Annotated in this window: 24 protein-coding genes; 16 read left to right on the top strand and 8 right to left on the bottom strand. The window is 44.2% G+C overall.

The window, feature by feature from the left end; all coding sequences use genetic code 11:
* Positions 1-121: 121 nt before the first annotated feature.
* Positions 122-787, top strand: coding sequence for an NAD(P)H-dependent oxidoreductase (locus AC0DBE_RS14225; protein WP_003223097.1), 666 nt, complete (start codon positions 122-124; stop codon positions 785-787).
* 37 nt (positions 788-824) lie between these two features.
* Here the strand turns inward: AC0DBE_RS14225 and AC0DBE_RS14220 are convergent, their stop codons facing one another.
* Complete coding sequence (locus tag AC0DBE_RS14220) at positions 825-5213, bottom strand: multifunctional 2',3'-cyclic-nucleotide 2'-phosphodiesterase/3'-nucleotidase/5'-nucleotidase (RefSeq protein ID WP_472962590.1); 4389 nt, start codon at positions 5211-5213, stop codon at positions 825-827.
* 243 nt (positions 5214-5456) lie between these two features.
* On the opposite strand from AC0DBE_RS14220, the gene yfkM reads away from it, so the two are divergent.
* Positions 5457-5981 carry a general stress protein 18 gene (gene yfkM / locus AC0DBE_RS14215; protein ID WP_472962588.1) on the top strand — a complete coding sequence of 175 codons (525 nt, stop codon included), beginning with the start codon at positions 5457-5459 and terminating at the stop codon, positions 5979-5981.
* Positions 5982-6017: 36 nt separating this feature from the next.
* On the opposite strand, the gene AC0DBE_RS14210 is transcribed toward yfkM, so the two are convergent.
* Both AC0DBE_RS14210 and AC0DBE_RS14205 read right to left on the bottom strand, forming a co-directional pair.
* A complete protein-coding gene (locus AC0DBE_RS14210) occupies positions 6018-7205 on the bottom strand; it encodes an MFS transporter (protein WP_088679813.1) in 1188 nt (395 codons plus the stop codon).
* Between the two features lie 213 nt (positions 7206-7418).
* A complete protein-coding gene (locus tag AC0DBE_RS14205) occupies positions 7419-7634 on the bottom strand; it encodes a DUF1128 domain-containing protein (protein ID WP_003223104.1) in 216 nt (71 codons plus the stop codon).
* Between the two features lie 203 nt (positions 7635-7837).
* Here AC0DBE_RS14205 and yfkJ point away from each other — a divergent pair, with 203 nt between their 5' ends.
* From yfkJ to AC0DBE_RS14190, 3 genes are read left to right on the top strand one after another with little or no spacing between them, the layout of a single operon-like run.
* Positions 7838-8308, top strand: a complete 471-nt coding sequence (gene yfkJ / locus AC0DBE_RS14200; RefSeq protein WP_072565942.1) for a protein-tyrosine-phosphatase — start codon at positions 7838-7840, stop codon at positions 8306-8308.
* Between the two features lie 17 nt (positions 8309-8325).
* Entirely contained in the window at positions 8326-8646 is a 321-nt protein-coding gene (locus AC0DBE_RS14195; protein ID WP_061188176.1) for a hypothetical protein, read from the top strand.
* 23 nt (positions 8647-8669) lie between these two features.
* Positions 8670-9497 (top strand): YihY family inner membrane protein, encoded by an 828-nt coding sequence (locus AC0DBE_RS14190; RefSeq protein ID WP_014113047.1) that lies wholly within the window; start codon positions 8670-8672, stop codon positions 9495-9497.
* A gap of 199 nt (positions 9498-9696) precedes the next feature.
* Here the strand turns inward: AC0DBE_RS14190 and AC0DBE_RS14185 are convergent, their stop codons facing one another.
* Positions 9697-10872, bottom strand: a complete 1176-nt coding sequence (locus AC0DBE_RS14185) for an MFS transporter (protein WP_072182795.1) — start codon at positions 10870-10872, stop codon at positions 9697-9699.
* 168 nt (positions 10873-11040) lie between these two features.
* Between AC0DBE_RS14185 and cax the strand changes: the two genes are divergently transcribed.
* Both cax and AC0DBE_RS14175 read left to right on the top strand, forming a co-directional pair.
* A complete protein-coding gene (gene cax / locus AC0DBE_RS14180) occupies positions 11041-12096 on the top strand; it encodes a calcium/proton exchanger (protein WP_014113049.1) in 1056 nt (351 codons plus the stop codon).
* Between the two features lie 70 nt (positions 12097-12166).
* On the top strand, positions 12167-12961 hold the full coding sequence (locus AC0DBE_RS14175) for a YfkD famly protein (protein WP_014113050.1): 795 nt from the start codon (positions 12167-12169) through the stop codon (positions 12959-12961).
* Positions 12962-12999: 38 nt separating this feature from the next.
* On the opposite strand, the gene mscC is transcribed toward AC0DBE_RS14175, so the two are convergent.
* Both mscC and yfkAB read right to left on the bottom strand, forming a co-directional pair.
* On the bottom strand, positions 13000-13842 hold the full coding sequence (gene mscC / locus AC0DBE_RS14170) for a mechanosensitive ion channel protein MscC (protein WP_472962585.1): 843 nt from the start codon (positions 13840-13842) through the stop codon (positions 13000-13002).
* Positions 13843-14964, bottom strand: a complete 1122-nt coding sequence (yfkAB, locus tag AC0DBE_RS14165; RefSeq protein ID WP_327816294.1) for a radical SAM/CxCxxxxC motif protein YfkAB — start codon at positions 14962-14964, stop codon at positions 13843-13845.
* Positions 14965-15109: 145 nt separating this feature from the next.
* Between yfkAB and AC0DBE_RS14160 the strand changes: the two genes are divergently transcribed.
* Positions 15110-15295: an SE1561 family protein gene (locus AC0DBE_RS14160; protein WP_003223132.1), complete on the top strand. Its 186-nt coding sequence runs from the start codon at positions 15110-15112 to the stop codon at positions 15293-15295.
* Positions 15296-15395: 100 nt separating this feature from the next.
* Entirely contained in the window at positions 15396-16187 is a 792-nt protein-coding gene (gene pdaA, locus AC0DBE_RS14155; protein ID WP_003223134.1) for a delta-lactam-biosynthetic de-N-acetylase, read from the top strand.
* 36 nt (positions 16188-16223) lie between these two features.
* On the opposite strand, the gene AC0DBE_RS14150 is transcribed toward pdaA, so the two are convergent.
* Together AC0DBE_RS14150 and corA are read right to left on the bottom strand one after the other, a co-directional pair.
* Positions 16224-17084: an NAD(P)-dependent oxidoreductase gene (locus tag AC0DBE_RS14150; RefSeq protein WP_472962582.1), complete on the bottom strand. Its 861-nt coding sequence runs from the start codon at positions 17082-17084 to the stop codon at positions 16224-16226.
* A gap of 100 nt (positions 17085-17184) precedes the next feature.
* Entirely contained in the window at positions 17185-18144 is a 960-nt protein-coding gene (corA, locus tag AC0DBE_RS14145; RefSeq protein ID WP_014113054.1) for a magnesium/cobalt transporter CorA, read from the bottom strand.
* A gap of 116 nt (positions 18145-18260) precedes the next feature.
* Between corA and AC0DBE_RS14140 the strand changes: the two genes are divergently transcribed.
* The 7 genes from AC0DBE_RS14140 to AC0DBE_RS14110 all read left to right on the top strand — a co-directional run bounded on the left by AC0DBE_RS14140 (position 18261) and on the right by AC0DBE_RS14110 (position 25923).
* Entirely contained in the window at positions 18261-19124 is an 864-nt protein-coding gene (locus AC0DBE_RS14140; RefSeq protein WP_472962580.1) for a DNA-3-methyladenine glycosylase family protein, read from the top strand.
* Positions 19125-19237: 113 nt separating this feature from the next.
* Positions 19238-20638, top strand: a complete 1401-nt coding sequence (gene rlmD / locus AC0DBE_RS14135) for a 23S rRNA (uracil(1939)-C(5))-methyltransferase RlmD (protein WP_472962578.1) — start codon at positions 19238-19240, stop codon at positions 20636-20638.
* 374 nt (positions 20639-21012) lie between these two features.
* The gene (locus AC0DBE_RS14130) at positions 21013-21990 is read left to right on the top strand and encodes a tRNA dihydrouridine synthase (RefSeq protein ID WP_326200928.1); all 978 of its coding nucleotides are present in this window, start codon (positions 21013-21015) and stop codon (positions 21988-21990) included.
* An 833-nt stretch (positions 21991-22823) separates the two neighbouring features.
* Positions 22824-24602, top strand: a complete 1779-nt coding sequence (locus AC0DBE_RS14125; RefSeq protein WP_461719790.1) for an ABC transporter ATP-binding protein — start codon at positions 22824-22826, stop codon at positions 24600-24602.
* Positions 24603-24809: 207 nt separating this feature from the next.
* The gene (locus tag AC0DBE_RS14120) at positions 24810-24983 is read left to right on the top strand and encodes a hypothetical protein (protein ID WP_326200864.1); all 174 of its coding nucleotides are present in this window, start codon (positions 24810-24812) and stop codon (positions 24981-24983) included.
* Between the two features lie 7 nt (positions 24984-24990).
* The gene (locus AC0DBE_RS14115) at positions 24991-25221 is read left to right on the top strand and encodes a hypothetical protein (protein WP_236827550.1); all 231 of its coding nucleotides are present in this window, start codon (positions 24991-24993) and stop codon (positions 25219-25221) included.
* Between the two features lie 129 nt (positions 25222-25350).
* Positions 25351-25923: a GNAT family N-acetyltransferase gene (locus AC0DBE_RS14110; protein WP_014113058.1), complete on the top strand. Its 573-nt coding sequence runs from the start codon at positions 25351-25353 to the stop codon at positions 25921-25923.
* Positions 25924-25949 lie beyond the last annotated feature (26 nt).

Raw genomic sequence — 25949 nt, 5'->3', positions numbered from 1 at the left:
CAGCGCGCTTTTTTTTGTTGGTATCAAAATTGATACTATCCAACAAAAATGTGCGTACTTTTACTTTTTATGATAATGGCTACAATAGAGATGAGAGTAACCATAAGGAGAGGTGTTTAACATGGCAGATGTAAAGAAACAAATTCTCGATGCATACAATTTCAGACATGCGACAAAGGAATTTGACCCGAATAAAAAAGTATCAGACAGCGATTTTGAATTTATTTTAGAGACAGGAAGACTGTCTCCGAGTTCCCTCGGCCTTGAGCCTTGGAAATTTGTTGTCGTCCAAAATCCGGAATTTCGCGAGAAACTTCGCGAATACACATGGGGCGCGCAAAAACAGCTGCCAACAGCAAGCCATTTCGTTCTGATTCTTGCACGTACAGCGAAGGATATCAAATACGATGCGGACTATATCAAACGTCATTTAAAAGAAGTGAAACAAATGCCTCAGGACGTGTACGAAGGCTACCTCAGCAAAACGGAAGAGTTCCAGAAAAACGATTTGCATTTGCTTGAAAGTGACAGAACATTGTTTGACTGGGCATCAAAACAAACCTATATTGCACTTGGCAACATGATGACTGCCGCTGCGCAAATCGGCGTTGATTCCTGCCCTGTAGAAGGCTTCCAGTATGATCACATTCACCGCATTCTTGAAGAAGAAGGCCTTCTGGAAAATGGAAGCTTCGACATTTCTGTGATGGTGGCATTCGGCTACCGTGTACGAGATCCTCGTCCGAAAACAAGATCTGCTGTTGAAGATGTTGTGAAGTGGGTCTAAATAAAGAAAGCTGCTCGCTTAACGAGCAGCTCTTTTTTTATGCCTGATTCGCTCTATTCTGTTTTCTTCTCTGATGCAAGTACATTGCCGTTCCGAGCGCGCTGATCAGAAATCCGGCCAAGAGGATCGAGTACATAGATGTAGCTGTGTCCGGAAGCAGGCCGCCAGCGGGACTGTCCGTTCCTGATCCGCCTGACCCGTTTCCTCCAGAGCCATTTGTCGGTTCAGTGCCGGGAGGTGTATCATGTCCTCCGTTCCCGTCAGTCGGCTGTTTTCCGCCTGGTTTATCGGAGCCTCCGCCATTGCTGCCGTCATCACCGCCGGTCGGCTGATCAGACGGGAATGCCGGCGGTTTGTTGTTCTCACCGGAATTTAAGATCGTGTATTCGCTGAAGTGGTTTGTATATCCTGTCACGATATCATCGTCAACTGATCCGTTTTCTGTCTTTGTGAAAGCTTTCTTTTTCCGGTCGACGTGGTAAATGGCAGGATTATGAGCTTCTTCAATATCAAACATGCGAAGCGAAAGCTGTACGGGCTCCTTGAATGATTTCACTTCTTTTCCTTTTTGCTTCACTGTAAAATCATATACATCTCCGATAGACACGTCCAATTCACCGGTAGATTTGATTCCAATTACAGTGTCCGCTGTTTTGATGTTCGCCATTGGAAGCTTCATGCTGTACCAGTAGTTGAACACCGTCAATGAAGGATCTGACTCTCTTTCTTTCAAAAGTTTGACCTGATCTTCTTTTACTTTAAGATTGATAGGCTTCTCTTGAGATCCTTCATATGTTTCATAATAGACAAACGGCGTGTTGGCATTTTTAGCATAAATCGCAAATTTGTCTTCATCGAGAGCCCAGCTGCCATCCTTCTGCTTTGTCGGCAGGAATACTTCTTTGATGCGTCCTTCGATTTTAGGAGACACCTTGTTTCCTAGTTTTTTCAGCTGTTCGGTGAAAATCTCGTAATCCACGTAGCCAAGGTCTTCACCATGGGATGCTTCCGTAAAGACAGAATATCCGTCTCCTCCGGCGCCAACAAAATTATTCGTTGCCACGCGGTAGGTATTGTCAGGATCAAGATTAACTGTTTTTCCGTCACGCGATTCCAATTTGACTTCAAGAACACGGTGTCCAGGTTCCTTGTTTAATGTAAACGTATACTGGATTCCGGCCACCTGAGGGAAGGCGCCGCCTCCGTTTTCCACATTGCTTAAGCCTTGTTCAAGGGCTTCTTTAATTTGTTTTCCGGTCAAATCGGCCACGTAAAGCGTGTTGCCGAACGGCATCACGTTCAGCACCTCGCCGAGTGTGATGTCGCCTTTGTCAATGCCGGCTCTGATGCCGCCGCCATTTGTTATCGCTATTCTGGCGCCGGCTGCTTCTTTCGCTTTTGCCAGCATGCCGTCCGCAATGAAGTTTCCGAGATTGGTTTCCTTCGTGCGCACATGCTCGCGCTGGCCGTCAAGCGCTACATCCGTGTAGCCGACTTTTTCATTTTTCACGTCCTCTAATTCACTTTTGAACTGATCGAGCTCTTTTTTGGCTTCTGCGTTTTCTTCTGTATGTTCATCAATCGGCAGCACGCTCAGATTTGATTTGTCTGTTTGCACCACGCCGTTTTCATCAAACGTGACATCAACACGTCCCAAGTATTGGCCATATTCTTTGGCCTGCGCCACAATCGTCGGCTCTTCGTTGTCCACGACCTCCATTTTGTCAACGAGGGTGTGGGTGTGTCCGCCGATGATCAAGTCAATGCCCTTCACTTTTTTGGCCAGCTCCAGATCACGGTTATGCCCGATATGGGTTAAAGCAATGATTTTGTTTACTTTTTCTTCTTCCTGAATCGCTTTGACGGTGTTTTGTGCTGTTTCAAAGGCATCATTGAAAACGATGCTTTTGCCCGGGCTTGATGTGGTGGCTGTATCTTCCGTTGTCAGTCCGAATACGGCGACTTTCTCACCGTCAACATCTAACAGAATGTAAGGGTGGATGCCGGGCTCTTTCTTTTCACCTGCCGTAAAGGTTTGCGGCTTTTTGACATATGATGTCAGCTTAGGCTCATTTGACACATCTACGTTTGCGCTGACGAACGGAAATTCAGGTGCTTCAAAGTGATAGCGGTTCGCCGGGTCGACGGTTGTGCTGTTTCCGCTGAGAAAATCAGAAAGCACTGTCGGTCCTTTATCAAACTCGTGGTTTCCGAAGGTCATGGCGTCATAGCCCATCATGTTCATCAATTTCAAATCAGCTAAACCGTTCCATTTTGTGAAATACAAGTCGCCGGAAAATACATCTCCCGCATCAAGGAGAATGTTGTGGTCTGTTTCGCTTCGCACTTCGTTGATTTTCGTCATTCGTCTCGCCGCGTCATCGAGGTGAGCGTGCGTATCATTGGTGTGCATCACAGTCAGATCCCACAGTCCGTCTTTTGGAGGATCAGGATTTGAATCATCATCGAATTGCAGCTTATACACACCATAGCCTTCATTCGCAGACTCGCCTACATAAGCCACATCGTCCGCTTTATCGGCAAACGGCTTAGCCAAAAGCGAGGATTCAAACGTCACATTCGTTCCGGAAACAGGCGCGATTGACCAGTTGTTGTCCGCTTTTGGATTGACTGTTTTTTGTTCGATAATGTAATCCATCAGCACCTGTCTGTTTTCAACTGCGGAGCCGTGGACAATCTTATCGCTCGTCAGGTGAGGGAAACCGCCGCCTCCGGACGCGCGATAATTATTTGTGACAACGAGAAATTCCTGATTCGGGCTGATTGCTTTGCCTTCATAGGAAAGGTTGATGATCCGGGATGAGTCCGCGTTGATCACTTTTCCGTTCTCATCGTACTTCGCCGGTTTTGTGACATCGACCTGATATGTGACACCGTCAATCACATCAAAATTATAGGAGCGGAAATTGTCATTCAGCAAGGCTTGATCGCCGCCTTTTGACGGGTCAATTTGATTGAATTGGCCTGCTGACATCTCCAGCCAGTCCTTGACTTCGCTGCCTGTCAGCTTGACGATCTGAACGGTATTATCGTACAGATACAAGTCACCGACGTTTTTAATGGCAAGATCTCCAGCCGGAATATTCGTATAGTAATTGGCTCCGTTTCTGCCGCCTGCTTTAAACGGCGCTCCAGCGGATAAAATCGGCAGGTCCTTGTACTCGGTATCCTTCATTTCCTTTTCGGCATACCATTTTTGCGCGTCGGTCACAACCTGAATGGAAGGGTCATCTTTGACCTGTGCAAAGAAGCTGTTAATATCTGCTTCTGTTTTGCCGACTGGTTTTCTGACATATTCCAGTGTGTTTTGGTGTGTTTGCTGAATGGTGTTTGTGACCGTTTCATTTCGGGAAGTGACACTGCCGGCAATGGATTCAATACTGCCTTTGGAATCTGCCACCTTCCATGAGCCGTCCGTCTCTTCGAGTTTGAGATCAATCACGCCTAAGTATTTGCCCCAGCTGCTTGGCATGACGACAGGAATGCCGTTAATCGTTCCGTTTTCAACATCGAATTGAGAAACACCCGCATACTCTGCGGAAGGGAAAAGTCCGTGCTGATGGCCCGAGATAATCGCGTCAATGCCTTTCGTTTTGGTGGCTAGGTCAAATACAGCGTTTTCCGCGCCTGGCGATTGCGCTTGCTTTTCAATACCGCTGTGGGCGAGGGCGATAATGACATCTGCGCCTTTCGCCTTCATTTTAGGGATCGTTTCATTGGCGGATTCTACGATATCCTGCACTTGCACCTGACCTTCGAGATGCTTTTTGTCCCACGTCATAATTTGCGGCGGGACAAAGCCTATGTAGCCGACTTTTACTTTCTGCTCATTGCCGTTTTCGTCAGTGACGGCTTTTTCTTTAATGACATACGGCGTATAACGGTTTTCACCGTTTGTTGTTTTGACGTTGGCATTTACAATCGGGAAATCGGCTCCTTTGATCGTGCCGTCGAGAAAGTCGAGCCCGTAATTGAATTCATGATTCCCCAATGTGCCGGCGTCGTATTTCAGCGCATTCATGACACTGATGATCGGATGGGTTTTCGCGCCGGAGATAATGTCGTCTTTTTCATATTTCACCGCGTATTCGCCCAGCGGATTCCCTTGAATCAAGTCGCCGTTATCGACGAGCAGGGTGTTTGGGTTTTGCTCGCGGTGCTTTTGGATCAGCTGTGCCGTTCTTGCCAGCCCGAAATCCGTCGTTTCTTTGTCGCTGTAGTAATCGTAATCCATCATGTTGGCATGAATATCAGTCGTGGCCAAAATACTCAGTTGTACCTGAGGAGCCGCGCTTTCTTCTGCATGAATGGGTGGTGTTGGGAGGATTAGGCTAAGTATCATAATTGGGGGCAAAAGAATACGGAGAATGTTACCGACGTGTGTTCGTCTTTTCTGTATTCTCACCGGTTCTCCACCTTTCAACGAAATTTGTGTTACAGCTCCTATTGTAAGAATATTTTGTAACTATTTGTAGGTGTTTCTTTATGATTATTGTAAAAGGGAGAAAAATGAGTATTATGTAGCAGCATCAAACGACAAATGCTGGGTATTTATGCTTATCGTTTGTCAGATTCGCGGAATGTTTATTTTAGTGTGGCTGGGGTAGAGTGTTTTATGTAGGCATATTAAAGCGGGAGGTAATGATTCATGGGGAAAAAAATTGCAGTTGTTTTGACAGATTATTTTGAGGACAGCGAGTACACTGAACCTGCGAAAGCCTTTAAAGAAGCGGGACATGAACTGACTGTCATTGAAAATGAAAAAGGAAAAACAGTAAAAGGCAAGCAGGGGAACGGGAACGCGGAAGTGACGGTTGACGCGTCCATTGACGACGTAAACCCTTCAGACTTTGATGCGCTTTTGATTCCCGGAGGATTTTCGCCAGACCAGCTTCGCGCGGATGACCGTTTCGTCCAATTTGCAAAAGCGTTTATGACTGACAAAAAACCGGTATTTGCGATTTGCCACGGCCCGCAGCTTTTAATCAATGCGAAAGCGCTCGATGGCCGAAAAGCGACAGGCTATACGTCCATTCGTGTTGACATGGAAAACGCGGGTGCTGACGTTGTGGATCAGGAAGTGGTCGTTTGCCAAGATCAATTGGTCACAAGCCGCACACCGGATGATATTCCGGCGTTTAATCGTGAATCGTTAGCATTGCTTGAGAAATAAAAAAACGGACGCTCCCGGGCGTCCGTTTTTTGTTGCTTAGGCTTGAGCACCTGTCAGTTTCTTGTACCTGTAATATAAGAAGGCGGCTGCAGCTGTTCCGATGACTGCTATGCCGAAGTCGAACATAAAGATATGGGCGATGCCTCCCGATTTTGCGATGAGCCCCGTGGCAATCGGCAGCAGAATCGACGCGATGCTTGAAGCGGTGGCTACAATTCCGGTAACGGTCCCTTTTCGCTTCCAGAAAAGCTCTGTCATTAATGTAATGGTAATTTGAAACACACCCGCGGTAGAAAAGCCTAAGAAAAAGGCGGTGATGTCCAGCACAACCGGGACATGAACCGTCAGCATGACTGCGAGTGTACATAAAGTAATAACAGGATATAAGAGCGTAATCATGACCGGCTTTATCCATCTGTTCAGCAAAACGGCTAGTAATAATACAGATGTCAGAGATCCTATGCTGTAATAACTCAGCAATTGCACGGATGCTGATTCAGCTAAACCGGCAGCCTTTTGCGCATAGCTCGGAAGCCAGATTTGAGAAACAGTAAATAAAGCCGTTGATGTAAAACCGATAATGATCAGTGCGGTGCCTTCTTTCTGAAAAACGGGTTCAGACAAGAAAGCGGGAGATTCCTGTTGACCGCTGTTAGTTGGTTTCTGTTTCTTAGGAAACGAAAGCGTTGATAGATAAACGATATTCAGCGCATAGACCGCTGCCGGCAGATAAAAAGCAAATCCGTAAAACAGGCTGTGGTCTGACAAAAATGTGATCAAAAGCGGCAAAAGAGCGGCCCCAACAGACATAAAGGCTTTGACCAGGACATTCGCCGAGCCGGAAGCAGCCGGGAAGAGCTCGGTTAGGGCCGGATATGTTCCAGCGTCCATCGCTGAATTTGCGACTCCGGCTAATAAGGCGAACACAAACGCCAGTTCATAGCTCGGTGACAAAGGAATACCGACTAAAAAGACGGCCATAATTCCCGCAGAAGCGATAACAAGCGGCTTTCTGCCAATTTTATCTGATAAAACGCCGGAAATTCCGTATGTCAGCAGCTTGCCGAAGCCGATAGCGGCAATGACATAACTGATGCCGGTCGGGTCGGTATTCCACTGTTTCGTTAAAGAGGACATATTGGATGCCAGAATGATGTTGACCATCCCCAGAAAGAAGTAGTTGATATACATTCCGGATGCTGTTTTAATAGCTGTCGTTTTCATGCTTGTACTCCTTCAAATCTTATTCGAACATTGTCATCAACAGGCATTTCTTTACCGGTCAAATAGCAGAAAGCGAAAACGTTCTGCCACAGTATCATGTTTGGCCGCCTGTTTCTTCCGGTTGTAAAAATAAAGTTCATGACGCCTGTTTTAAGGAAAACTGGTTTTGTGGCAATGATAAAAAAGACTCGCCGAGTTTCCGGCCAGTCTCATTTATTTACGAAGTGAGGCTAGTTCTTGAGCAATCGCCTGCATTTCACTAGGGCTGAATGATTGTTTTTTCATCACCATGCTGTGAAGGTACGTGAGGTCTTCGATCTTTTCATCACTGAAATCCTCCGCTTTAATCACGCCGACGTTCAGCATGTTCAGTTTTTGGGAAATCTCTTCAATCATTTGAGTTAACGTTTCTGTATTTGGGCTGGACAAATGGTTCCATCCTTTCTTTGCGCGATATTCGGTATGTTTTATTCTAACAGAATTCGATCAGAAAAAAACCCTATTCTAAGAGCTTGCTGTTGATTTCAAAAAAGTGGAGACATCAGTTGAAAAGGAAATGAACATCCTACTAAGATATTGATGAAGGTTTCTTTTTAGAGAAATATGGGCAAAGAATAGGGAGGTTGCACAAGATGATAAGCGTGTTATTCGTTTGTTTAGGAAACATTTGCCGGTCTCCGATGGCGGAAGCGATTTTTCGGGACTTGGCAGCCAAAAAAGGATTAGAGGGGAAAATCAAGACGGACTCAGCCGGCATCGGCGGCTGGCACATCGGCAATCCGCCGCATGAAGGAACGCAGGAGATATTGCGCAGAGAAGGAATCAGCTTTGAGGGCATGCTGGCGCGTCAAGTCAGCGAACAGGATCTGGCCGATTTTGATTACATCATTGCGATGGATGCAGAAAATATTGGGAGCCTCAGAAGCATGGCGGGCTTTAAGAACACGCCGCATATCAAAAGGCTGCTGGACTATGTTGAAGATTCAGATTTGGCTGACGTTCCCGATCCTTACTACACAGGGAACTTTGAAGAGGTCTGCCAATTAATCAAATCGGGCTGTGAGCATCTGCTTGCATCCATTCAAAAAGAAAACCAATTGTGAGTGAAAGGAGAATTTGCATGAACAACGAACGTTTAATGCTGAAAGGTATATTTCTCGGAGCTGCGGCAGGTGCGGCGTTATCGCTGCTCCATAAGCCGACAAGACAGGCATGCGGCATGAGATGGCTGACATGCAAGCATAAACTTTCACTGTACAAAAGCAATCCGGAGCTGTTGAAAAACACCGTCATCACAAAAGTGGATGAGGCCAAGAAGCTGGCCCAGACGCTGTCAAATGAAGTCGGCTTTGTAAATCAGCAGGTGAAAGAGCTGAAGAAAACAACACCGCAAGTGATGGAGCTTGTACAAGAAACGAAAGAGCATTTTTCAAAAAAGTGATCAAACATGCGAGGTGAGACGACATGAATTTTTTGAAAGAGCTTTTCAGTAGATACACCCTTCATGAAGGGCAAAGCAAATCAGCGGAGCTGGCGTATTTCTTTCTATTGTCGTTGTTTCCGTTTTTGATTTTTATGCTGACCCTCACTGCATATCTGCCTATTTCTACCAATGATGTCCTGGGAGTTGTAAAACAATATGCTCCCGACAGTGCGATGTCCCTCGTTGAATCCATTACCCAACAAACCTTAAATAATCGAAATGGCGGCTTGCTGTCATTCGGGATTATCGCGGCTTTATGGTCTGCGTCTAATGGAATGAACGCCATCGTCCGATCATTAAACCACGCGTATGAAGTGGAGGAAAACCGCTCTTTTATCATTGTTCGTCTAACCTCAATTTTTCTGACAATCGCCATGGTATTTACGATTTTAGTGGCCCTGCTGCTGCCGGTATTCGGCCGGGAGATTGGAAGGCTCGCTTCAGATTTTGTCGGCGCTTCGGATCTGTTTTTATCTATATGGGCCGCAATTCGCTGGGGTGTCAGCCCGCTTGTACTGCTAATCGTTTTTTCCGCCCTGTATGTGATTGCGCCGAACAAAAAACTGTCCCTTCGGTTTGTCATGCCGGGTGCGGTGTTTGCGACCATCGGCTGGATCGTTGTCAGCACTCTGTTTTCGTTTTACGTCAGCACGTTTGCCAACTATAGCGCCACATATGGAAGCATCGGGGGAATCATCGTCCTGATGATTTGGTTTTACCTGAGCGGCATTTTAATTATTTTGGGGGGAGAAATCAACGCTCTTTTACATAAACGTAAAAAGCTTCCTGATGAAAATCCCTATCATTAGCGCACCCTATAAATGAACTTCGGTTCAAAAAAGAAGTCGGGGGGCTATCGTGATGACCAAGCATACAAAAAAAGGCGGAAGCCATAACAAACAAAATTCGAAAAGCAAATCGAGCAATAAAACAAGCGGAAGCGCCAACGGACAAAACGGCTATCATTAGCATAAAAGCCTCCTGACATGATGTCAGGAGGCTTTTCGATTAAGAAGATGAAGAATAGGTTTCAGCCGGTGACCAGCTTTTCGGTTTGCCCAGCACAAGGGCAAGCCATACAGCGCTAAGCGTAAGGGTAATGAAATAAAACAAGTTTGCGCTTTCAAATGTCTGCATATACCAGCCGCCGGCAATCGGACCGAGGATGCTGCCGAGACTGAATGTAATGCCGCAAAGCAGGTTCCCCGCCGGCAGCAGGTGGGGCGGAAGCAGATCTGTCATATAGCTGATGCCAAGGGTAAAGGTGGATCCTACTGCCATTCCTGCAATAAAAAAGCAGCAGCCGATTATATAAGGCAAAGGAAACACGCCGGCGATGAAAAAGCAGAGTGCCCCTGTCAGCAAAATCACAAGCAGCACATTCCGTCGCCCGTATTTATCGCTGAGGATACCGAGCGGAAACTGAAAGATTATGCTCCCAATCGCAAATGCGGGAAGGATCAGTGCCACTGCGTCTACAGATATCCCCAAACGGAGCGCATACACCGGAAAGCTTCCGTTTAGCGCCGTCTCCAGAAAGCCGTAGCCAAATGTAGGCATAAAGGCAACCCATCCAAACAGCATGGCTTGATAAAACCGCCTGAAACTATTGTCTGATTTGGTTTCGTGAGGACTGGTTTCCGGGTATGCATTTTGTAGAAAGAAAACAAAAAGCCACGCAAACAGACTGAAGCAGCCGGACACGATAAAAGGCAGCGACGGGCTCAGCTTGACAAGCGGAACCATGAACGGGCCCGCGGCAAAGCCAAGGCCGAAAGAAAGCCCGTAAATAGACAGATTTCTTCCGCGATTTTGTTTCGATGACATGGAGGTCACCCACGTTTGCGTAGAAAAGTGAAGCATGTGGTCGCCGATTCCGATAAACAGGCGAAGCAGGAACCAGATCCAAACCGAATGAAGCCAAATAAATCCGAACAAGCTTAAAATGACAATGCTTCCGCCAATGACGATCAGCGGCTTGAATCCGAGCTTTCTGAGCGGCGCTTCCATAAACGGCGAAGCCAAAAGCACGCCGATATACAATCCGGTCGCGTGCAGGCCATTGATGGCGGCCGATTCCCCATTTGTTTCAAAAATAATCGAGATGACAGGCAGCAGCATGCCTTGTGAAAACCCGGAAATGGAAACGAGCAAAACAAGGATAAAGAAATGAAATCGTGACATCGTGTTTTTCTCCTTATGTGGAATCTATGTTGATCGTACAATGATTTCCAAAAGCAGGCAACATGAAAAAAAGCTTATATCACAAGTAAACAATTGAACTCGTGTAATCATGATGATTTTTGTGAAGAATAAAAATAAAACAAGTCATATAAAAGGAGCCAACTCACCATGAATCGTATCTTTTTTATTTTAGTGGCGGCGGGGATTCCGCTTTCTGTGATCGGCAGTTTCATGCATTGGCCTTCTGCCATTCTCTTTGCAGTATATTGCATAACAATTATCGCACTTGCAAGCTATATGGGGAGGGCGACAGAATCGCTGTCCATTATCGCAGGACCGCGGATCGGCGGTTTGCTGAACGCCACCTTCGGGAATGCGGTTGAGTTAATCATCTCTTTATTTGCACTAAAGGAAGGCCTGACAGGAATCGTGCTTGCCTCTTTAACCGGTTCAGTGCTGGGGAACCTGTTGCTGGTAGCGGGCTTATCGTTTTTTGTCGGCGGTTTAAAATATAAGCGGCAGGAATTTAATATCCATGATGCCCGCCATAATTCCGGTCTTTTGATTTTTGCCATCATTGTCGCTTTCGTGATTCCGGAGGTATTCTCCGTTGGTATGGGCGACGTGAGCAAGCTTAATTTAAGCATCGGCATCAGCATCATTTTGATTCTGTTATATGTGGCTGCTCTGTACTTTAAACTCGTTACGCACCGCGGTGTTTATCAGCCGAACAATGCCGCCCAGCATGTGGAAGAAGAGGAACCGGAATGGTCAGGCAAGGTGGCTACGATTGTCTTGTTTGCAGCAACGATTGCCGTGGCATATATATCCGAAAACCTGGTGCACACATTCCACTCGGTGGCCGAACAGTTCGGCTGGAGCGAGCTGTTTATCGGGGTCATCATCGTGGCGATTGTCGGTAATGCCGCGGAGCACGCGTCAGCCATCATTATGGCCTATAAAAATAAAATGGATATTGCAGTTGAAATCGCAGTCGGCTCGACGCTGCAGATTGCTATGTTTGTCGCACCGGTTCTTGTGATCTGTTCCATCTTTTTCCCGGTAAGCATGCCGCTAGTCTTTACACTGCCGGAGCTTGTTGCGATGGTATCATCGGTTCTCTTGATGATCGCGATTTCGAATGACGGGGATTCCAACTGGTTTGAAGGGGCGACACTGCTTGCCGCCTATGTCATTATGGCGATCGGCTTTTTCCTTCTATAACCTGAAAAAATGATGGATAACAATAAACAGGGATGAAAAGACTAAGGGAAAATGCCATAGAAAGAGTGATATGATGAAAAAGCTATTTCATTCCACACTTATTGTGTTGTTATTCTTTAGTTTTTTCGGCGTTCAGCCCATCCACGCGAAAAAGCAGTTTAAGGTTCCTAATTCTGTCGCAAGCATTTCGAAGGAAAACACATATCCGAATGCTTCACAGGATCAGCCGATGCTTCAGCCGAGCAAGCTGGCAAAGGAATTGCTCGATCATTCTGAGGTGAAGATTGAAAACCCGCACCTTATCAAAATGCTGAATGAGTCCAACATATCCGGTACACCGCTTGCAGTCGGCTACCGGGCGACAATATTTCTCGGGAAATGGGCGCTCGGCTATGAATCAAATGAAACAGTCGCGAACTGGGAATATAAAAAAATCAACACAAACCGTGCAGATAACCGCGGCGGAAAAGAAACGGCTGAGATGCATTATGCACAGGAACAGCAATACAAAGTGAAGGGCGGCTTGACAGCTAAGGTTCCAAATGCTGAAGATGTCAAAAGCATGATGATGCTGAAAGCGATGAAGAAAACGAACCTTCCACTTGCATTTGATACGGTTGTCGGTGCGGGTACAAAGCGGGATCAAATTTATAAAGTCGCTCCTAAAAAACTCGGTTATCTAAATGCATATGCACCGGCTGTGAATGAAAAAGGAAAAGTGACTTACGGAGAAGTATACTTAGTGCTGAAAGGGAATAAACGAAAACTTGTCGTCAAAAATGTCACCTCACAGGGCATCGGCGCTTGGATTCCGGTTCAAGACCACCTCACGTTTAGCTTTCAGCTTTCCTCGCAGCCAAGATAAACAAAAAACTGATTCCAACTCGGAATCAGTTTTTTTATTTATTGCGTTCTCTCAATTCTGACCGTTTCCTCAAGCATTTGCACATTGTTTTGGTACAGTTGGCGAACGAGAACCCGTCTTACTGCAAGGCTGGCGCTGAAATAATCATCATCTTTCACCATGCCTTTTACCGTAAATTCGACGCCGCGATTGATTTTATTCAATGCGGTGATCCCGTGGATTTGAAACGGTTCTGTTGGATTGCCGAATTCATCCCGCTTCAATGAATCCTGAAGCTCTTCATTCAGCATGTCACATGCTTTTTCCAATACGTTGTACACGCGGTCCGGATCTTCTTTAAAGCTGATGAGAAAGGATTCGGTAATCCTCATAAAATCGATATTATAGTTCTCTATCTGTCTGACCTCGCCGTTGCTGATGGTGAGCAGCTTCCCGCTCCATTCCCGGATTTGCAGCGAGCGAAGGCCGATTTCCTCCACAGTCCCGTTAAACAAATTGTTGACGGTGACATAATCGCCTTTGTGCAGCTGTCGTTCATAAATTAAGAACACACCCGCCAGCACATCCTTGATCAGCGATTGGGCGCCAAAACCGATGACGATACCGGCTACGCCAGCCCCGGCTAATATTTTGCCGAAATCATGCACAAATAAAGAAATGACGTAAAAGATAAAACCAATCGTCGCCGTATACTGGGTGATAGAACGGACAAGGCTTTCAATCGTTTTTTCTTTTCTTTCTTCAATAAAGTCCGTCCGTTTAAAGAATAGCTGTACCAGCCGGTTGATGATAAAGACGCCGATCCAAAGGATAACAGCAACGAGGAGAATATCGACGATTTTATTCTGAAAAATTTCCGTGAGTGTTTCTTCCATCCACATCTAACTCCTGGCTTGACGTTTTGAGAAATCTGTATCTTGATAATAACTGTTTTTGACGAGAACATTCGGCCCGAGGCATCGGACATTCGGACAGTGGCAATTCAGCTCTTTCGCAAGCTTGGTCTCTCTCCATTTTTCATAGGCGGAAGGGAGGCTGTCCGTCTGAATATTGCCAAGCGGCGGTGTATCGCCGAAATCGGTCACGATAATGTTTCCGTCGAAAATGTTCACATTCAGGCGGGAACGGCCGTCAGGGTCATTTCTCACCGTGACGTTTTTCGCCGTGCGAAGCCGGCGAAGCAGCTTTTGATCATCTTCGTTCTGACTGCAGGCATAAAACGGCAGTGTCCCGAACAGCATCCACGTATTTTCATCACGGATATCCAGCAAGCGGTGAATGGCCTGTCTCATCTCTTTCAGACTCAGAGATTCAAGAGCGCTTGCGAAATCGCTTGGATACATCGGATGGACTTCGTGTCGCTGACATTTCATATCTTCTGTGATTTGGCGGTGAATATGCTCGATATGCGGAAGTGTGCGTTTATTTAGCATTGTTTCCGCAGATACCATCACCCCGGCATCGACTAACGTGCGGCTGTTTTCGATCATTTTTTCAAAATAGCGCGCGCGCTGTTCGAAGGTCGGTTTTCTGTCCATCATGGCAAAACCGATCTCGGCAAAATCCTCAACTGTACCCCAGTTATGAGAAATATGCAGCACATCAAGATACGGAATAATCCATTCGTATCGATCAATATTAAGCGTCAGGTTGGAATTGATCTGCGTCCGCACGCCCCGTTCGTGGGCGTATTTCAATAACGGAACGACATATTCTTTTACTGATTTTAACGAAAGCATCGGCTCTCCGCCTGTAATACTGATGGATCTCAGGCGCGGGATTTCCTCTAGTCGTTTTAACAGAAGATCTATTGGCAGGGCATTGGGGTCTTTAGGCTGCAATGTATAGCCTACAGCACAATGCTCGCATCTCATATTGCACAGTGTCGTCGTTGTGAATTCAACGTTTGTCAGCTGCATGTCTCCGTATTGGTCAACATCCATATAGGCTTCCCAAGGGTCAAACTCAGGTGTGATCGGACGCAGCTTCGTGTTTTGTGTCATGACTATCTAACTCCTTTATAAATGGGGCATACTAACGCTGCCAACAGTTAATTTTAGACCTGATTTGTCAAGATCGCAAGTAGCGCAGCGATTGAAAAACGGCAAAAAATGAGCTACCATAATAAAAAATGAATGGAGGAACAGAATGGGGAACGCCGTAAACAATAAGGATCAGCAGATTGATTATTTAAAGAACAGACTTGACATGTTTATGAACGTCATCGATTCATTAGACCCTGAAGCAACCGACGTTGAAGATATAGACAGGCTCATTAGCATGCTTGATGATCTGGAAGCCAAATACGAACGCTTTAAAAAAGACTGGGAATAAAACCGCGCGCACGCCGCGGTTTTTTGTTTGGCATAAAGCGTCAGTATAAAACGAAGCGCCTTTCTGTAAAATAAGAAAAAATGCAGAAGGAGCGCTGGCCATGAAATGGATGTGTTCAATATGCTGTGCCGCCGTCTTGCTTGCTGGGGGCGCAGCACAGGCGGAAGCGGTGCCGAATGAGCCGATCAATTGGGGCTTTAAACGAAGTGTCAACCATCAGCCGCCTGATGCCGGGAAGCAGCTGAACAGTTTAATTGAAAAATATGACGCGTTTTATTTAGGCAATACAAAGGAAAAAACGATTTACTTGACGTTTGATAACGGCTATGAAAATGGCTATACGCCAAAAGTGCTTGATGTCTTAAAAAAACACCGCGTAACAGGCACATTTTTTGTCACAGGGCATTTCGTAAAGGATCAGCCTGAGCTGATTAAACGAATGTCAGATGAAGGCCATATTATTGGCAACCATTCCTTTCACCATCCGGATTTAACCACAAAAACGGCTGATCAAATTCAGGACGAACTTGATTCAGTCAACGAAGAGGTCTATAAAATTACGGGAAAGCAGGACAACCTGTATCTGCGCCCGCCCCGCGGCGTGTTCAGTGAATACGTGCTGAAAGAAACGAAACGCTTAGGCTATCAAACCGTTTTCTGGTCGGTCGCTTTTGTTGATTGGAAAATCAACAACCAAAAGGGGAAGAAATATGCCTATGATCATATGATCAAACAGGCGCATCCAGGAGCCATTTACCTGCTTCACACCGTATCAAGGGACAATGCCGAAGCACTGGATGATGCAATCACAGATCTGAAAAAACAAGGCTACACATTTAAAAGCCTTGATGATTTAATGTTTGAGAAAGAAATGAAGCTGCCGTCTTTGTAACGAGAAGAGCCTCTCCTTTAAGGAGAGGCTCTCTTATTATTTTATACATTTGATAAGTGCGGCCCAATCCAAGTCTCCGAAGCCTTTTTCAACTCCGCTTTCAAAATGGCTCTTGGCCAGCTCGGCAAGAGGGAGGTTTGCAGAGACCTGTTCTGCGGCGGCGAGTGCCAGATTGGTATCCTTCAGCCCTAAAGACATTTTGAAACCGGCCGGCTCAAATTTCTGCTCGGCCATGATGGTTCCGTAATTTTGATAGACAGGAGAGCCAAAGAGCGCGCTGGCGATTTCTAAAAATTGTTTTTGTTCTAAGCCGTATTTTTCCATCATTAAGAATGATTCAGATAATGCCTCCAGCATGGACACGAGCAAGAAATTGATGCTGATTTTGGCCGCGTTTGCCGTCTTGCTTTCTTCGCCGACGTCAAATACCTGCTGGCTCAGGCTGTCAAGCAGTGGCTTGGCGGTTTGCTTCGCTTCCGCCGGTCCGGCTGTTATGATGCGGAGCGCGGCTTTGGCGGCGGCATCCGGTCTTCCGAGCACAGGAGCGGCGAGGAAGGATTGTTCTTTCTCCGCATGAGCCGCTGCGAGCTTTTCTGATAACTCAACACTGATGGTGCTCATCGAGATGTGAATGCCGTTCTTGGCTAATCCTTCAATCAGCCCGTCTTCTCCGAATGTCACAGCGCGGACAGAATCGTCATCTGAAAGCATCGTTATGACAATATCAGCGGACTCTGCCGCCTGTCGCGGCGTATCAGCTGCTTGTGCGCCTTCTGTTACAAATTCTTCCGTCTTTTGTTTTGTTCGATTATAAACAGTCAATTCATAGCCTGCCTGAAGCACGTTTCGGGCAATGGGCTGTCCCATATTGCCGAGTCCGATCGCAGCAATTTTCAATCTGATCACTCCCAGAACATTTTTTCCATTATAAACAAAATGAACATCATATGCATGGAAATCTGCTTGCCAACATAAAAAGAACAGCTTCATGCTGTCCTCATTTAAAAATTTTGAACCATCCTTTATGTAAAAACCATATCAACATCCCGATCACAAGCGCGGCCATCAGGCCAAGTACAGCAAAATATCCGTATTTCCAATGCAGCTCCGGCATGTTGTCAAAGTTCATGCCGTATACGCCGGCAATAAAGGTGAGCGGGATAAAAATGGTCGATACGATCGTCAGTGTCATCATAATCGCGTTCATCCGGTTTGAATTCAATGTCACGTAGCTGTCGCGCAAGTCGGACGTCATGTCACGATTGGATTCGACAATCTCAGACAATTTTAACAAATGATCGTATATGTCGCTGAAGTAGGCTTTCGTTTCTCGCTGCTCTTTCACATGGTCAAGGCTTAAAATCCGATAGAGCAAATCACGCATCGGAATAATGGTCCGTCTTAGATGCAAAAGGTCTGTCCTGAGATCAAACACCTCGTTCATCAGTGTTCCGTACGTTTTGTGGGGCCGGCTCTCTTCAATTTCGTTCAGCCGGTCTTCAATTTTGTACACGAGAGGAAAATATTCATCAACAAGCTGATCCATAATCATGTAAGAGATATGCCCAGGCCCTTTTTTCAATATGTCCGGTGAAGCATACAAACGCTCCCGGACTTTGGCGATTCCGGGTGTTTCGTGTAAATGAAAGGTGACGACAAATCGTTCGCCTTGAAAAATATCAACTTCCTCCGTCTCAAGCGTTTCCTTATTCAGCGCATGAATCACGTAAAAGCGATAACCGTCATAATGGTCAAGCTTCGGCCGCTGCATATGCTGGAAGCAATCCTCAATGGCAAGCGGATGAAAATGAAAAAAATCTCTCAATAATGCCGTTTCCGTATCCTCCGGGCCATATAAATCAACCCAGTACCACGCAATATCAGGCTGTTCCACTCGTTCGATCGGTATATTTTTCAGCAGCTGATGCTCTGTTGTAATTGCCGTAATGTTGATCATAAACAACCCTCCACCTGCCATTATATCATGCGGCCTTTAGGAGAAAAGTATACGGTGTTCTGCCTATTTCCAGCGGCGTGTTATACTGGACAAAAAACGGAAAAAGGGTGGATTGCATGTGGAAGGAAAAAGTATCTGTCACGCCTCCGTACCATTTTGACCGCGTGTTGGACAGACTGTCTTTAGACCCTCTCAATGCGGCAGATAAAGAAATGCGGGAAATATGCGTGCCGATCAGAAACCAAGCGGGAGACGTGTGCATTGTGAAGGTACAGGCGTTAGGCCATGCGGATGAGCCTGAGTTTCTCGTCAGCGGAGAAACGGATCAGGATGAGATGATGAAGGAAATCAAGCGGATTTTTCAATGGGAAAATGATCTGCAGCACGTTCTCGATCATTTTTCGAAAACGAGTCTGTCCGCCATCTTTGAAGCACATGCAGGCACGCCACTTGTACTGGACTACAGCGTGTACAATTGCATCATGAAATGCATCATCCACCAGCAGCTCAATCTTTCCTTCGCTTACACGCTAACAGAACGGTTTGTCCATGCGTTTGGCGAACAGAAGGGCGGCGTGTGGTGCTATCCAAAGCCGGAAACGATTGCGGAACTCGATTATCAGGATCTGCGCGATCTGCAATTCAGCATGAGAAAAGCGGAATACACCATTGATACGTCAAGGATGATCGCAGAAGGCACACTCGACTTGTCAGAGCTTCCGAATATGACGGATGAGGACATTATGAAGAAACTAATCAAAATCAGAGGCATCGGCCCGTGGACAGTACAAAACGTCCTCATGTTCGGCCTTGGACGCCCTAATTTATTTCCGCTTGCCGATATCGGACTCCAGAATGCGATCAAACGCCATTTTCAGCTGGACGATAAGCCGGCAAAGGATGTCATGCTTGCGATGAGCAAAGAGTGGGAGCCTTATTTAAGCTATGCGTCTTTGTATTTGTGGAGGAGTATAGAATAATTCGTCTGACAATGAAGGAAATCCTGCAAGCGTGTTATACTAGAAAGATGTGAAAAAAACATTTCACTTTCTGCCATCTACAGAAAGCTTCATATAGAAACGGAGAGAACAACGTGAACCAACAAAAAAAACAGGCGCCCGTCGAACTGAAAGTCGGACAAACCTTTCCCCTGACGATTAAGCGTCTCGGCATTAACGGAGAAGGTGTCGGCTATTTTAAGAAAAAAGTCGTCTTTGTGCCCGGCGCGCTTCCTGGCGAAGAGGTTGTCGTGCAGGCGACAAAGGTTCAGCCGAAGTTTTCGGAGGGCCGCATTAAGAAGATCCGCAAGGCGTCAGAGCACCGCGTGACACCGCCTTGTCCTGTATACGAACAGTGCGGCGGCTGTCAGCTTCAGCACCTTGCATACAGCCAGCAGCTTCGGGAAAAACGCGACATCGTCATTCAGTCGCTTGAACGCCATACGAAGTTTAAAATAGAAAACATGGAAATCAAAGAAACGATCGGCATGGACAACCCGTGGAATTACCGCAACAAAAGCCAATTCCAGATCGGGCGCTCGCAAAGCGGCAGCATCATCGCCGGCTTATACGGCCTTGATTCTCATGACATTGTGCCGATTAAAGACTGTGTCGTTCAGCATCCGGCAACCAACAAAACAACAGGCATCGTCCGCCGCATTTTAGAGGACTTCAATGTGTCTGTTTATAATGAACGGAAACGAAAAGGCGACGTTCGCACCATTGTGACAAGAGTCGGCTTTGAAACAGGCGAAGTGCAGGTCGTGCTTGTAACGGCAAAAGAAACGCTTCCGCACAAGGAAGAAATCGTCAAAGCGATCCAAAAGCGCCTGCCAGAGGTCAAATCTATTATCCAGAATGTAAACGGAGCGAAAACCTCAGTGATTTTCGGTGAGAAAACAAAACCGCTCGCCGGAAAAACAGTGATTCAAGAAGTGCTTGGCGACGTTTCATTTGAACTGAGCGCCCGCGCCTTCTTCCAGCTCAACCCGGAACAAACCGTCAAGCTGTATGATGAAGTAAAAAAAGCGGCGCAGCTGACCGGAAAAGAAAAAGTCGTTGACGCGTATTGCGGCGTCGGCACCATCGGCATGTGGGTAGCGGACGGAGCGAAGGAAGTCCGCGGCATGGACGTCATCAAGGAATCAATTGATGATGCCAAGAAAAACGCCAAAAAACACGGCATGACAAATGCCACATATGTCACAGGAACAGCCGAGCACTGGCTCCCGAAATGGACGAAAGAAGGTTTCCGCCCGGACGTCGTCATCGTTGACCCGCCAAGAACCGGCTGTGACAACACGTTCCTAGACACGATCAAAAAAGTTAAACCGAAACGCTTTGTCTACGTTTCCTGCAACCCATCCACGCTTGCGAAGGATTTGCAGGCGCTGTCGAAGGATTATCGCGTGGAGTATATTCAGCCTGTGGATATGTTTCCGCAAACGGCTCATGTTGAAGCAGTGGCGAGACTTGTATTAAAATCGTCTAACTAAAATAAACAATTCGTAATCAGACCTGGATTTCGGTAAAATAAACAATTCCGATTTCTGGGTCTTTTCACGCGCAGCCTATTTATTTAGGTAGGGACGAACTAAGTATGTGATGAGCTTCCTAGCTATTGTAAGAAGTTTTCAAGAACAACAGTAGAAAACTGGGTAAAGTACCTAACCCTATGACTCAAACTGCCTTTTCTTAGTCAGTTTACTTTGTCGCTTTTTATGTAGTAAAGGGTTTAAATGTTCAAAATTTACTATAGTTTGATAAGAAGTGCTTAAGCATGCTATAAGTGTAAAAGAAGCATGATCAGCTTTTTAATTTTGGGATAAAAGTTTGGCCGTATCCCATTATGAAAGGATTTGAATTTGTTATGATAGATAATTTCTGGCGTGATTTACCACGACCATTTTTTGTGCTGGCACCAATGGAAGATGTGACGGATGTCGTGTTCCGTCATGTCGTGAGTGAAGCTGGCAGACCCGATGTGTTCTTTACGGAGTTTACAAACTCAGAAAGTTACTGTCATCCAGATGGAAAGGATAGTGTACGCGGCCGTTTGACTTTCACGGAAGATGAACAACCAATGGTAGCCCACATATGGGGGGATAAGCCTGAAAACTTCCGCCAAATGAGTATTGGTATGGCGGAATTAGGATTTAAGGGTCTAGATATCAATATGGGCTGTCCTGTACCTAATGTAGCGGGCAATGGGAAGGGAAGCGGCCTTATTTGTCGTCCTGAAGTTGCGGCAGAATTAATACAAGCTGCAAAAGCAGGGGGATTGCCTGTAAGTGTGAAGACAAGGCTTGGTTACACAGATGTAGACGAATGGCGCGACTGGCTGACACACGTATTGAAACAAGACATTGCGAATCTTTCCATTCATCTGCGTACAAGAGCGGAAATGAGTAAAGTGGATGCGCATTGGGAACTCATCCCGGAGATTAAGAAACTTCGTGACGAGGTGGCACCAGATACACTTTTGACAATCAACGGGGATATTCCTGACCGTCAAACTGGCTTGAAACTTGCGGAACAATACGGTGTTGATGGGATTATGATTGGGCGTGGTATTTTTACAAATCCATTTGCCTTTGAAAAGGAGCCGAAAGAGCATAGCAGTAAGGAATTGCTTGATCTCTTAAGGCTGCATCTGGATCTCCATGATCAATATTCAGCATTAGAAGCCCGTCCGTACAAGCCTCTTCCTCGCTTTTTCAAAATTTATCTCCGTGGATTCCGCGGGGCAAGTGAATTAAGAAATCAATGCATGAACACAAAGTCAACAGATGAAGTGCGTGCATTGCTCGATGACTTTGAGAGAAAGTATCTTGAGGGGATAGAGTAACAGCAGTGCTTGATTCAAAAAAGGCTAATAAAATAAAGAGGTTTGAACCCAGTTCTTGACTAAAATAAATACACTCCAGTAAAAATAGACCTGGATTTCGGTAAAATAAACAATTCCGATTTCCGGGTTTTTTTCGTGCGCAGTCCTTGCTCTGTCTGGTCTTTTGGTATTCTTTTTCTTATTTTCGAGATCTATATTTTAAATCGAGGGAAAGGTGGAATAAATTAAGCCGATGACGGTCAATTTGAACTATAATAGTGTAAAAATGAAGATATAGAAAAATACTATTCTAACGTGTAAGTGAGTTGGAATAGTGAGCATTTAGTAGTGGAACTTTTTTATATAAAAGACTTCTTTGTTACTGGCCTTTAGATCTGCAAGTATGAATTACACCATTTTTTTTACTTATTGACAAAATGTTTGAGTTCCATAAAAGAAACATTAAAGACAAATATATTTAGTTACTTTGATTTAAAGTAAAATAATCTCTTAATAAGGAATAAAATCTTTTTTAGAGAGAAAGTATCAGAAAAGGGAATAATATTTACATTTTTAATATATTATGCTAACATTTACTAGGTGTTGGTCATAGATTATAGTGTAGAAGTATAAAAGGGGAAGGATAGTTTTATGGCAAAGGTAGTAGAAACGGTTATTAAAGTTAGTTTAGGTTTCCTTAAGGTTGAGAGAAAAGTAACAAAAAAAGTTCCTGACAAGAAGAAAAAGAAAAAGAAGAAAAAGTAATTACATAAAATATTATTTCTGTATTTGATATAATTAAATAAAAAATCTATACTATATCTATGACTAACCTGCATGGGGGAATACATCATATGTCTAAAAAAACAATAGTAGAAGTTATAAAATATACTTTACCAGTGAAAAGCAGAATCGCTTTGATGATAGCGTTCATTTTATCATTGCTAAGTGCTGCTATTGGTTTGGTTTCTCCGATGATTGTAAAGGAGTTTGTTGATCAATTTTCAAACCAAGTTATAGATTGGACGTTAGTTGCCCTTGTTGTAGGATTGTTAATAGCAGATAGTGTATCTTCTACAGTTGCTTCCTCTATAATAAAGTTTACAGAAGAAAAAGTAGTATATTTATTAAGGGAAATTTTATGGAGCAAAATATTAAAACTACCTGTTTCATATTTCCAAAAAAATAAGTCGGAGTCTTTAGTTAGTCGTCTAACTGAAGATGCCACGTTAATTTCATCTATCTTAACAAAAGATCTAATAGATTTTGTGATGGCTATTATCTCTGTGATTGGGGCCATTATAGTTTTAATGTTAACTGATTTTTGGTTAACTATATTAGTCATCGTGCTTGTTCCGCTTACTTTTGTTCTAGTTTTACCGCTTTTTAAAAGAATAGAGCATATTAATTATAGTCGACAAGAAAAATTATCAGAAGTTACCGTCTTTTCTTCACAAATACTTAGGAATTTCAAAATTGTGAAAGCTTATGGTAGGGAAGCAGATGAACAAGCTAAAGGAAAGAACTTTTTTTCTAATATGTATCAATTGAGTATTAGAGAAGCGATTATAGATTCCGTAATCTATCCTTTATTGAGTGTGATTGGTTTTGTGATTGTCGTTATAGTTGTTGGATTTGGTTTCTGGCGTTTAGGTTCTGGAGACCTTACAATGGGTACGTTGGTTGCTTTTGTATTATACTTATTCCAGGTTATTGTTCATGTGGCGGGGATTGGAATGAACATTGGCTCCTATCATGAAGCGAAAGGTTCCTTAAAACAAGTGTTTGGAATATTGATGGAAAAAGAAGAAGAGAGCAAAATAGAGAATGGCAGCAAAATGAGATTTCCTTTTAATGAAATTCGACTTGAAAATGTTGATTTTTCTTACAATAAGAAGGAGAATGTTGTCTCTAATCTATCTTTAAATGTTTGTCGTGGGGAAGTACTGGCGTTGATTGGCGAGAGTGGCGCGGGGAAATCAACGATTATCAATTTGCTTGAAAGATTCTACGAACCGGATTCAGGCAACATGCTAATTGATAACGTTTCTTATAAGAATATTCCTCCCCAAATTTGGCGAAAAGGGTTTAGCCTTGTTTCGCAAGATACATCGTTGTTTGACGGAACAATAAAGGATAATATCAAATATGCAAATCCAAATGCAACAGACGAAGAAGTCATATTTGCAGCAAAACAAGCGAGTGCTCACGAATTTATAATGAAATTAGACGATGGATATGATTCGGATATTGGTGACTATGGTAGTTATCTATCTGGAGGGCAAAAACAAAGAATAGCAATTGCTAGAGCTTTTTTAAGAAAAAGTTCATTCGTCTTGTTAGATGAGTATACTTCTAATGTTGACAGTGATACTGAACAGGAATTAATTAAAGCAGTTTCTCAGATGAGAGGGGATATGGGGTTTATTATCATAGCTCATAGACTTTCCACTGTAAAAGGTGCCGATAAAATTGCTGTGATTAAAGATGGGCAGTTAGAGGATATTGGAACACACGAAGAATTAATTAAGAGAAATGATTATTATGTAAGAGTAATTAGAGAACAAATGGATCGTGGCAATGATGGACTATGTAAGTTAGACGAACAAACTAATAATATAGGGTCAAGTTGATATACTCAATTAGGCTGCTATGCTACCAAATTCTATTGGTGTATGGTTGCCTAATTTTTTTATACATTCTTTCTTTTCCCTAAATTAATATTGGATGAATATTATTTTACATACAAGAAAATAATTGAATGGTGTGTGGTGTACATATCTTTTTCAATACCCAGAGCTGCCTTTTCAAAAAGAAGAAAACTGCTTGAAGGCGGAAAGGTGACAAATATTATTCCTCAGCAAGCCAAAATGATTATTGAAACACGCCTTGATTCAGAAGAGGTCAATCGTGATCTTGAGGAACGAGTGCGAAGGATCATTGCCCACAGTGCAGCCATGCATGAACTCGAATATAACATTGAAATCATTGGCAAGCTATCCAATCAAATGTGATGAGGAAGTGGTCAAAACTGTACTTGAAGCGGCTACAGAGGTTGACACGGGGAAGGGAAGACGCAAGCCAAGCTACATGATCGAAAGTGTAAACGAGCAGGGAGGAAAAGGAACGTATATGATTATCGGCACCGACAACGCCGCCCCGCATCATTATGAAAAATTCGAGATCCAGGAAGACATTCAGCCACGAGGTGTCCAGCTGCTGGAGCGGGCGGCAATGAAGCTGTTGAAATAGAGGGATTATAAATATAAGAGTCAAGATAGCAGGGACAATTTTCCTTGCTATCTTTTTTTATCTAAAAGGATAAGATAAAATACATGGTAATAATAGGAGATGGTGCGGATACAATGAAGGGGGAATTTGATGAAAGAATTTCCTATAATTGAAACAAAAAGATTATGTTTAAGAGAAGTAGACTTTGAAGATGCCAAAGATATGCTAACATATCTTTCAGATCAAGATGTTGTTAAGCCAATGGGGTTAGAACCCTTTGAAACAACTAGTGATGTTTGTAAAGAGATTAGGTGGTATAAATCCATATATGAAAAAGGTACAGGAATCAGATGGGGAATTACACTTAAAGATTCTGGCATAGTAATAGGAAGTTGTGGATTTCTTAATAGACTTGCAAAACATTATCGAGCTGAAGTTGGGTATGAATTAAGCAAAGATCACTGGAGAAAAGGAATAGTCAGTGAAGCATTAGAGGCTGTCGTCAAATATGGATATAACCACTTGCAGCTGGAAAGAATTGAAGCTCTTATTGAACCTTCTAATATCCCATCGATAAAACTAGTAGAAAAACAAGGTTTTAGCAGAGAGGGCTTGCTGAGACATTATGAATTTACTTGTGGTAAATTTGAAGATTTATATATGTATTCAATGATCAAAGAAGATTTAAAAACTGGTTTGGGAAAAGATAAATATGAACTTTAACTAATTTCTCTATTGTGAGAAACTAA

This window comes from Bacillus sp. VA15 (assembly GCF_055721145.1).
The sequence above is the reverse complement of the archived record's forward strand: the minus strand, read 5'-3'. Positions and strand labels throughout refer to the sequence as shown.

Excerpts from the sequence above, each read along its gene's own strand:
- AC0DBE_RS14225 (WP_003223097.1), top strand. The coding sequence starts at position 122 with ATGGCAGATGTAAAGAAACAAATTCTCGATGCATACAATTTCAGACAT.
- yfkM (WP_472962588.1), top strand. The coding sequence starts at position 5,457 with ATGGGGAAAAAAATTGCAGTTGTTTTGACAGATTATTTTGAGGACAGC.
- AC0DBE_RS14210 (WP_088679813.1), bottom strand. The coding sequence starts at position 7,205 with ATGAAAACGACAGCTATTAAAACAGCATCCGGAATGTATATCAACTAC.
- yfkJ (WP_072565942.1), top strand. The coding sequence starts at position 7,838 with ATGATAAGCGTGTTATTCGTTTGTTTAGGAAACATTTGCCGGTCTCCG.
- AC0DBE_RS14195 (WP_061188176.1), top strand. The coding sequence starts at position 8,326 with ATGAACAACGAACGTTTAATGCTGAAAGGTATATTTCTCGGAGCTGCG.
- AC0DBE_RS14190 (WP_014113047.1), top strand. The coding sequence starts at position 8,670 with ATGAATTTTTTGAAAGAGCTTTTCAGTAGATACACCCTTCATGAAGGG.
- AC0DBE_RS14185 (WP_072182795.1), bottom strand. The coding sequence starts at position 10,872 with ATGTCACGATTTCATTTCTTTATCCTTGTTTTGCTCGTTTCCATTTCC.
- cax (WP_014113049.1), top strand. The coding sequence starts at position 11,041 with ATGAATCGTATCTTTTTTATTTTAGTGGCGGCGGGGATTCCGCTTTCT.
- AC0DBE_RS14175 (WP_014113050.1), top strand. The coding sequence starts at position 12,167 with ATGATGAAAAAGCTATTTCATTCCACACTTATTGTGTTGTTATTCTTT.
- mscC (WP_472962585.1), bottom strand. The coding sequence starts at position 13,842 with ATGTGGATGGAAGAAACACTCACGGAAATTTTTCAGAATAAAATCGTC.
- yfkAB (WP_327816294.1), bottom strand. The coding sequence starts at position 14,964 with ATGACACAAAACACGAAGCTGCGTCCGATCACACCTGAGTTTGACCCT.
- AC0DBE_RS14160 (WP_003223132.1), top strand. The coding sequence starts at position 15,110 with ATGGGGAACGCCGTAAACAATAAGGATCAGCAGATTGATTATTTAAAG.
- pdaA (WP_003223134.1), top strand. The coding sequence starts at position 15,396 with ATGAAATGGATGTGTTCAATATGCTGTGCCGCCGTCTTGCTTGCTGGG.
- corA (WP_014113054.1), bottom strand. The coding sequence starts at position 18,144 with ATGATCAACATTACGGCAATTACAACAGAGCATCAGCTGCTGAAAAAT.
- AC0DBE_RS14140 (WP_472962580.1), top strand. The coding sequence starts at position 18,261 with ATGTGGAAGGAAAAAGTATCTGTCACGCCTCCGTACCATTTTGACCGC.
- AC0DBE_RS14130 (WP_326200928.1), top strand. The coding sequence starts at position 21,013 with ATGATAGATAATTTCTGGCGTGATTTACCACGACCATTTTTTGTGCTG.
- AC0DBE_RS14125 (WP_461719790.1), top strand. The coding sequence starts at position 22,824 with ATGTCTAAAAAAACAATAGTAGAAGTTATAAAATATACTTTACCAGTG.
- AC0DBE_RS14110 (WP_014113058.1), top strand. The coding sequence starts at position 25,351 with ATGAAAGAATTTCCTATAATTGAAACAAAAAGATTATGTTTAAGAGAA.